2 protein-coding genes are annotated in these 8,018 nt (G+C 46.0%); both read left to right on the top strand.

Translation table 11 applies throughout. The features are described 5' to 3' along the window. Nucleotides 1-640 (top strand): doubled motif LPXTG anchor domain-containing protein (locus LK536_RS47905; protein WP_506092186.1); only part of this gene is annotated, 640 nt, incomplete at its 5' end. 667 nt (nt 641-1,307) lie between these two features. Further along, a complete protein-coding gene (locus LK536_RS47900; RefSeq protein ID WP_506092185.1) occupies nt 1,308-7,808 on the top strand; it encodes a doubled motif LPXTG anchor domain-containing protein in 6,501 nt (2,166 codons plus the stop codon). Nucleotides 7,809-8,018: the final 210 nt, after the last annotated feature.

The raw sequence follows: 8,018 nt of genomic DNA, 5'->3' as shown, positions 1-8,018 counted from the left end.
GGTACCGGCCATCAAGGCGGCCTTCGGGTACAAGGTGGCGGAACAGCCATGGAGCCCGGAACTGCCGGGTGGAACAACGGCCATAAGTGAGGATGCGACCTATACGGCACAGTATGAGGAGAATGCGGAGGACTGGGCAACGGTGACCTTCTTGGCAGGCAATAATGGAATTTTATCAGGAACTACTGTTTATAAAGTATTAAAAGGAACAAGCTTTGATAACATTTTAGTTCCAACTATTGTTGCAAATAATAGGTATAGTGTGAATGGGTGGAGTCCAGTCATACCGGATGGGAACATCTTAATTTTAGACAATATGACATTTACTGCATTGTATACCTATAATGGTGGTGGCTCTACTGGCGGCAGCACCGGTGGCGGTGGCGGCAATCCAGGCCGTGTAACCCCATCAACCGACGGCGGCCCAGGAGCAGTAACCATCAATCCAGAAGACGTACCGTTGGCACAGCTTCCAGGAGCACCAGTAGACCCAACAGTGATTGATGACGGAGAGATTCCGTTAGCAGCACTGCCAAAGACAGGACAGAGTTCTGTTAAATCAACACTCACAATGATGATGTCCGGTATCTTCCTGATGCTGACAGCCATGAGCAAGAAGCGGAAAGAAGAGGACTCCTGATAATCATCGAGCGAGGGTAAGTTACAAGTAAAAGGAATTAAATCAATAAATGAAGGCGGCACCTTATGGCTGAAGAATCAGCCGGAGGGTGCCGCCCTTCTTTTTTTGCAACGCCCATCCTTTATTGAGCATGGCCTATCCATAATAACATGTCAGATTTTATCAAATAAAAGATATTTACGAAATTCTCCAAAATGTAACCCGATTGTAACCTCCATTTGCTATACTGTCCCTAGATAACAAAAATCCTGATTTTGGAAATAGATTATAAGGAAGGAGAAACAGTATGGAAAGAAGGAATAAGGCCAGGGCAATTGTAAGAAACATGCACAGTGTGCAGAGAAGATTCCTTGCATTTGTACTTGCGGCTGCCATGATTTTCACAAACGTAGGCGTAAATGTGAATACTGCGTATGCAGCCAGTTCATCGGAATCAGTTACATTTTCAATGAGCGGTTCACAGCTTGTGAAGGCCATTGAAGACGCAATTGCCAATGGCAGCGAAGTTACAGCAGATGACTTTGATTTCACCAATGGTAAGATTGCTGAATTTGAAGAATTATTATTTGGGGAGGGAAGGATTTACGAAGCATTCCCCGAGCCGGAAGGCGGCAGCATGGATGCAGAACTTCGCGTGTTTGTACGTCTGCCGGAAGGTGCCGATGACATGTATATGGTAACCGGCGATGAAGAGATTATTTTCTTATATGTGAATAACGGCGAAGATACCATCAGTTGTACCACTGAAATCACAAGGATGGATGATGGTAAGGAAAAGGTTAAAAAGACCAAGCGCGTAACTGTAAAAAGTTATGAGTCAGCATATGGTGATGAGGAAGTAAATCTTATTTCTAAGCCAGCTGAGACACCGGCGCCGGAGGAAACCCAGGGACCAGCCGTAGAAGAAACAACTGCTCCTGCGGAAACCGTGAATCCAGACGGGACAACAGTACCGGATGAGGACGGAACCGCAACCGTTCCAGAAGAGACAACATCTGTAGAAGAAAGCATATCTTCTGACAGCACAACCGCATCAGAGGAAACAGATACTCCTGAGGAAACCACGGCAGCTCAGGAAGAAAGTAAGGCAGAGACCCAGACAGAGGCAAATGACGCTGAATCTACTGAGGAAAAAACTCCTGAAACAGAAGCTCCCCAGCCGGCTGAGATAGAAGCCCCTGAAACAGAAGCACCAAAATCAGAGTCTCCAGAAGCAGAAGCTCCCAAGTCTGAATCAGCCGAACCAGTAGCATCTATCGTGCGTCACTACGCACCAGTAGTTGCAGATAATGAGAACGGCGATGCAGAGCCAGAGTCAAAGGAAGAGACAGAAGCCCCGGAGCCGGAAAAAGAGGAAGAGCCAAAGGAAACAAAGGCGCCGGAAAAAGAAGAGACAACCGTAGAGAAGAATGAGACAACTGAAGCAATAGAAGCAACCACAGAGGAAATCGAAGCATCCGGTTCAAACGAGTCCACACAGGCTCCCGAGGAGTCAACAGAAGGGACTGCCGCAGAAGCAGACCAAGAGACCACTGTACCAGATACAGAGGAAACAACCGCAGCTGCAGAAGAGAGCGGTTCCGCGGATAATAGCGGAAGCAGTGCAGATGTATCTTCAGAGCTGGAAGAAACAGTGGGAACAGCCACATCCTCCACAGCTGAGCAGACAAAGGAAACTCCTTCGGAAGAAAATCATGTTTCCAAGGCTGGCACAGCGGATTTAGTCGGAATGGGGTATTGCTCCACTGCAAAGGTATATGTAGCAACACTTAACCAGCTGAAGGCTTTAGATGATTTTGACGGATACAAGGTTTCCTATGCCGTATATCCGGAGGCAAGCGCCCGTATCGTGGAAGGCCTCAGGGGTGTGGAAGAAGGCGGAACATTAACCTTCGGCGTAAAGAACCAGCTTGGTTCCGCGATTGATTATGTTTCTGTAAATGATGAGATTATCGAGGCAGACGCAGTTGTTGAGAATGAAAATGGTTCCCAGACCGCATGGTATTCTGTTCCGGATATCTATGAAGAGCAGGATGTAGAGGTTTATATGAATGAAACCATGGCGCATCCGGCAGTTGAACTGGAACCCATTGTAATGGATGACGGCGTAATCATTTATATCGGCGCAGATGAAGGTGTCCTTCCTGCTGGAGTGACGGCATCTGCTGTAAGGGTTAATGAAGATGTTGAAAATGCAGTAAAGGAAACCGCACAGGCAGATGAAGAAGGCAAAATTGTCTCATCCATCATGGCTTATGATATTAACCTCTGGTTAGGCGATAAGCTGTTGGATTCAGACATTTGGGGCGGAAGCAAGCGGGTAAGGGTAACATTTGCAGGCGCTCCTGTGGAAGAACAGAATGCCCAGTCCGACAAGGTTGAGGTCATGTATGTTGAGACTGTCCAGGATAATGATAAGGAAGAAAAAGAAAAGGCGGCAGCTCAGGAGATTGACATTCAGGCAGCAGACATTGTCAATGTTGAAGCAGTTGGCGCATCTGTTGACGAGGCATCCGTATCCTTTGAAGCAAAACACTTTTCCATTTATGCTATTGTAGGATCAGAGGCATATAAGAATTCCTATACAATGTATGTAGGCCAGACCATAAGGTTGGAAGCATGCGATGCCATAATAGGTGGAACAGGTGGAACATGGATATCATCTGATCCAAGTATAGTCAGTGTGGAACAAAGTGGAATTAACTGGTATCCATATGCGGAAGTCCATGCCAATGATATAAGTGGAAAGACAGTAACGCTCACCTACTCATATGGATGGAACGGTAGATATAAACAGGAATTTGAAATTACGGTAAAGAGAAATGAGGTTAGAGCGTATTTCTATGTTCAAAAACCTGGGAAAGATCCCGCTTCTTTGGAAGACAAGGACTGGAAATATGTAGGCTATGGAAATATTGATGTCAGCGGCATTAAGAATCAGTATGGAACGGATATGGTAGGGGGTAATAAACATTACAGCCTTGATAATCCAGCCAGCAGAGTCATTAACTATCCGGCTGAAGCCAATATCAAGAAAGTCATAGCAGACCTTTATGGAGTCGATGCGAATAATATTGATGTAACAATATCATATTCGCCATACAAGATAACGTATCCGATGGGGTGGGTGGATGAAAAGGGAAATTCCCATGATAGTGGTAAGGCAACCTATCATGTGGATATGACAGCCAGCGTGACCACCAGAGAAAAGGCTACGGCAACCTATTGGTTGTGGGATGCAGGTGAACAAGGCTACCAGCCTGTTGAGAGTTATGATATAAGGATTGGAGATAATACATCCCCGGAGAAAGTATATGTTGATAAGAAGACAGTAGGCGGAGTGGAATATCTGTTTAGTGGATGGTACACAGATGAGAAGCGCAGTCAGGAGGCCGAATTCCCGTATAAGGTTAATCAGATGGTTAACTTCTACGCCAGGTATATCCCGAATCCATCCATAACAATTCACTATGAGGCCATAGGCGGAGGCAGTGTAACCAAGAATAAGGACCAATTTAAAGCATACACAGAGGGGCCGACAGGTTCAACCGCTATAACACCACAGGGATATGAATTTAAGGGATGGTTTGACAATGACATGGGCGAGGGAACTCCTATCTCCAACAATGTCCAATTCACACCCGATAAGCCGGAAAGCGGTTGGATGGATGGAATGACCTTCTACGCAGTATGGGAGGGAAATGAAGACATCCTTACCTATAATGCCAACGAGGGCAGCGGCGACATGTCCCCAAGCACTGGAATTGTAGGCGGTAAGGTATCTGTAAAGGAAAATCAGTTCACCAGGGACGGATATTACTTTGCAGGCTGGAATACAAAAGCAGATGGAACCGGCACCTCATATGAGCCAGGTGATTTGTATACGCTGACGGCCGAAGAAGATATTCTGTTCGCAGTATGGAAGGAAGTAGGAACCTTTAAGGTCTGGGCATATTATCCTGATACAAATCCAGATCTCAGTTACGGCGAATATATTAATAGGTATGAAGATTACGGACCGGATGATGCGCCCCTGACTTACAGAAAGGATGGGACACAGGACGGAGCAATCCTGAACCTTAACGGTGTAAATGAAATTCTGGCGTACAGCAAGGCACAGACCGAGGCAGGCCATGAGGGAGCTAAAATCAATTCCGTATATCTGATGTATGAGACAGATACAGGATGGTCCAAAGCGATTTATGCAACATTAAAAGATAGCAAAGCGGTTGCATTTGATGGATTAGATGATGAAGTATTCCATGAAGGAAAGGAATCACGCCTGCATATCACTTACAAACTTCCGAGGACCGTTCAGGTTGAATACTGGAAGAATGTAGGTACAGATTATGAACCAATGCCTTTAGAAGGATATGAAATCGGAATCAATCCGAATTTCGTATACGCCTATGACTATATCAACATTTCAGAGACCAGCACTTCCCGTCAGGATATCATAAAGGCAGTTCCGGCTTCCCTGTTAGGCTACGGTCTTGGTAAGGTGGTCTTTAAGACGGGAAATGATAAGCCTACGGGAGCAGAAGTTGATTTAGGAAACCGCTTCCGTGTTAAGGATACCAGGGCGGCCCAGAGAATCTGTATCTTATTAGAGGAAAATGAAGATGTAACCCTGACCTATGTTGCAGGTACTGGCGGCAGTGTGGCTCCTGAAAGTGAAACAGTGGCCCCATCCACCGGAATTGCAAAAGGTTCCAAAGCAACGGCATCACCAGGTTACCACTTTGAAAACTGGACAGTAAACGGCGTAGCAGTTGGAAAAAATGATGTCATAGGAAGACATGAGATAGATAAAGTGGCAAAAGCCAGCGGCATTTATGAGGCAACTGAATTTAAGGCTAACTTTAAAGAGGATGAAGATGTAACCATTAACTATGTTGCAACTGAGGGCGGTATGGTTGATTTGTCCAAAGAAACCATTGCCCCGGTTACGGAGGATGCGAAAGGCTCCACGGCAAGCGCATCGCCAGGTTATCACTTTGTGAACTGGACAAATGAAAATGGCGATGAGGTCAGCACGGACCTTAAGTATGTGCCAGCGCGGGTAGAGGGGCTGAATGTAGCAGCCACCTATACAGCTAATTTTGCAGAGGATTCCAAAATAACAATCCAATATAAGGCGTTGAAGGGTGGAAACGTCAGCACTTCCTATGAAATCCTTGCACCTGTTACGGATAATGCATTAGGTTCCGAGGCACAGGCGCAGCCAGGTTACCATTTTGTAAAATGGACCAACGAGGCTGGAGATGTAGTCAGTGAGATTGAAAAATATATTCCTTCAAAGGTAGATGGAGTGAATAAGGCGGCAATCTATACAGCCCACTTTGAAGAGGACGCAGATGTAACGATAGTATATAAGGCAGAAAAGGGCGGAAAAGTAACCCCAACAAGTGAAACTCTTGCCCCTGCTACAGAGGATGCATCAGGTTCCACAGCAGAAGCACTGCCGGGCTATCATTTCGTAAATTGGACTGATAAGGTTGGAAATGTAGTCAGCGATGACCTGAAGTATGTTCCGGCCAAGGTAGGTGGAGTGAATGTGGCGGCAACCTATACAGCCCACTTTGAAGAGGATGCAGATGTAACAATCCTGTATCAGGCAACAGCAGGCGGAAGCGTAAATCCAGCAAGTGAGACCCTTGCTCCTGTTACTGATGTGGCATCAGGTTCCACAGCAGAAGCACTGCCGGGCTACCATTTCGTGAATTGGACTAATAAGGCTGGAAATGTAGTCAGCGATGACCTAAAGTATGTCCCAGCTAAGGTAGACGGAGTGAATGTGGCGGAAATTTATACAGCCCACTTTGAAGAGAACCCAGATGTAACAATCCTGTATCAGGCAACAGAAGGCGGAAGTGTGGATCCAACAAGTGAAACCCTTGCTCCAGTCACTGATTATGCAGCAGGATCAGAAGCAAGAGAACTGCCGGGTTACCATTTCGTGAATTGGACTGACGCAGATGGAAATGAAGTCGGCCGGGATTATAAATTTATCCCTGATAAGGTAGATGGAGTGAATGTAGCGGCAACCTACACGGCCCATTTTGAAGAAAATGAAACAGTAACCGTCAAATATGTGGCTGACATAGGCGGAAACGTCAGCAAGGAAGAAGAAACCCTTGCCCCGGCAACCGGAAAACCGGAAGGAGCCAAGGCAGCAGCAAATGACGGATATGTATTCACCTATTGGACCAATATGGCCGGTGAAAAGGTAGGAGTGGATGAAACCTTTATTCCAAGCAAAGATTCCATTTCCAAAGTATTTGAAGCAGATACCTATACAGCACACTTCGCTATAAGAGGCGATTTAAGCTATAAGGTTGAATACTACTATGATGGAGTGTTAGGGGAGGTTGATTCCAAAGACAATGTTACATTTGAGACAGAGATTCCATTTACTACCGTACCAAGGGTATTTGAAGGCAGGAATTATATCTTTGAAAGCGCAAATGGCCCTAAGACAGTAGGTTCTGACAGCAGCGCCAATCTCGTTAAAGTGTATTATGTATTAGACGAAACCGGTGTGGAGATTCCTCAGGAGCCAGATGGAATACCTGATAAATATCAGATAACCTTCACTTATGTAACTGGCAGTAACGGAAGTGTAGGCGGAAGGACGACGGAAGTCCATACAATTCAGGAGATAACCAGGAATCCGGAAACCCATGAAATCATTAAGGTAGGCAGCGTGATTCCGGCCCATCCAAATGCGGATGTCACGGTATCTGCCAACAGCGGATACGTGTTCAGCAACTGGAGTATTGACGGAAATGCAGGTAAAACGTACAGTGGTGCGGAAGCAATCAAAGCAGATGCATTTGTACAGGATACCACATTTATAGCGAACTTCAGGTCCACCGGTGGAAGCAGTAGCGGCGGTGGTGGTGGAAGCAATTCCGGAGGCCCAGGACGTCTGTCACAGACAAACGGCGGCCCAGGTGCAGTGACCATTAACCCGGAGGACGTACCGTTGGCACCGCTTCCGGAAACACCACTTGATATGACCCTGATTAATGATGATGAAATACCGCTGGCCCCGTTGCCAAAGACAGGCCAGGGATTAGCCAAATCAACATTAACAATGATGATGTCCGGTATCTTCCTGATGCTGACAGCCATCAGCAAGAAGCGGAAAGAAGAGGACTCCTGATGATCATCGGGCGAGGGTAAGTTACAAGTAAAAGTATTTAAACCAATAAAAAAGGGCGGCACCTTATGGCTGAAGGATCAGCCGGAGGGGGCCGCCCTTCTTTTGGTCAAAATATCCCTTTTATTACGTCATAAATCATGGTATATAAGAGTTCCTGGCATATCCAGCCATCCTGTTTCCCTGAATATAAAAAAAACATACGAAAATTTC

It is taken from the genome of Clostridium pacaense, assembly GCF_020709765.2.
GTDB lineage: Bacteria > Bacillota > Clostridia > Lachnospirales > Lachnospiraceae > Enterocloster > Enterocloster hominis.
The sequence above is the reverse complement of the archived record's forward strand: the minus strand, read 5'-3'. Positions and strand labels throughout refer to the sequence as shown.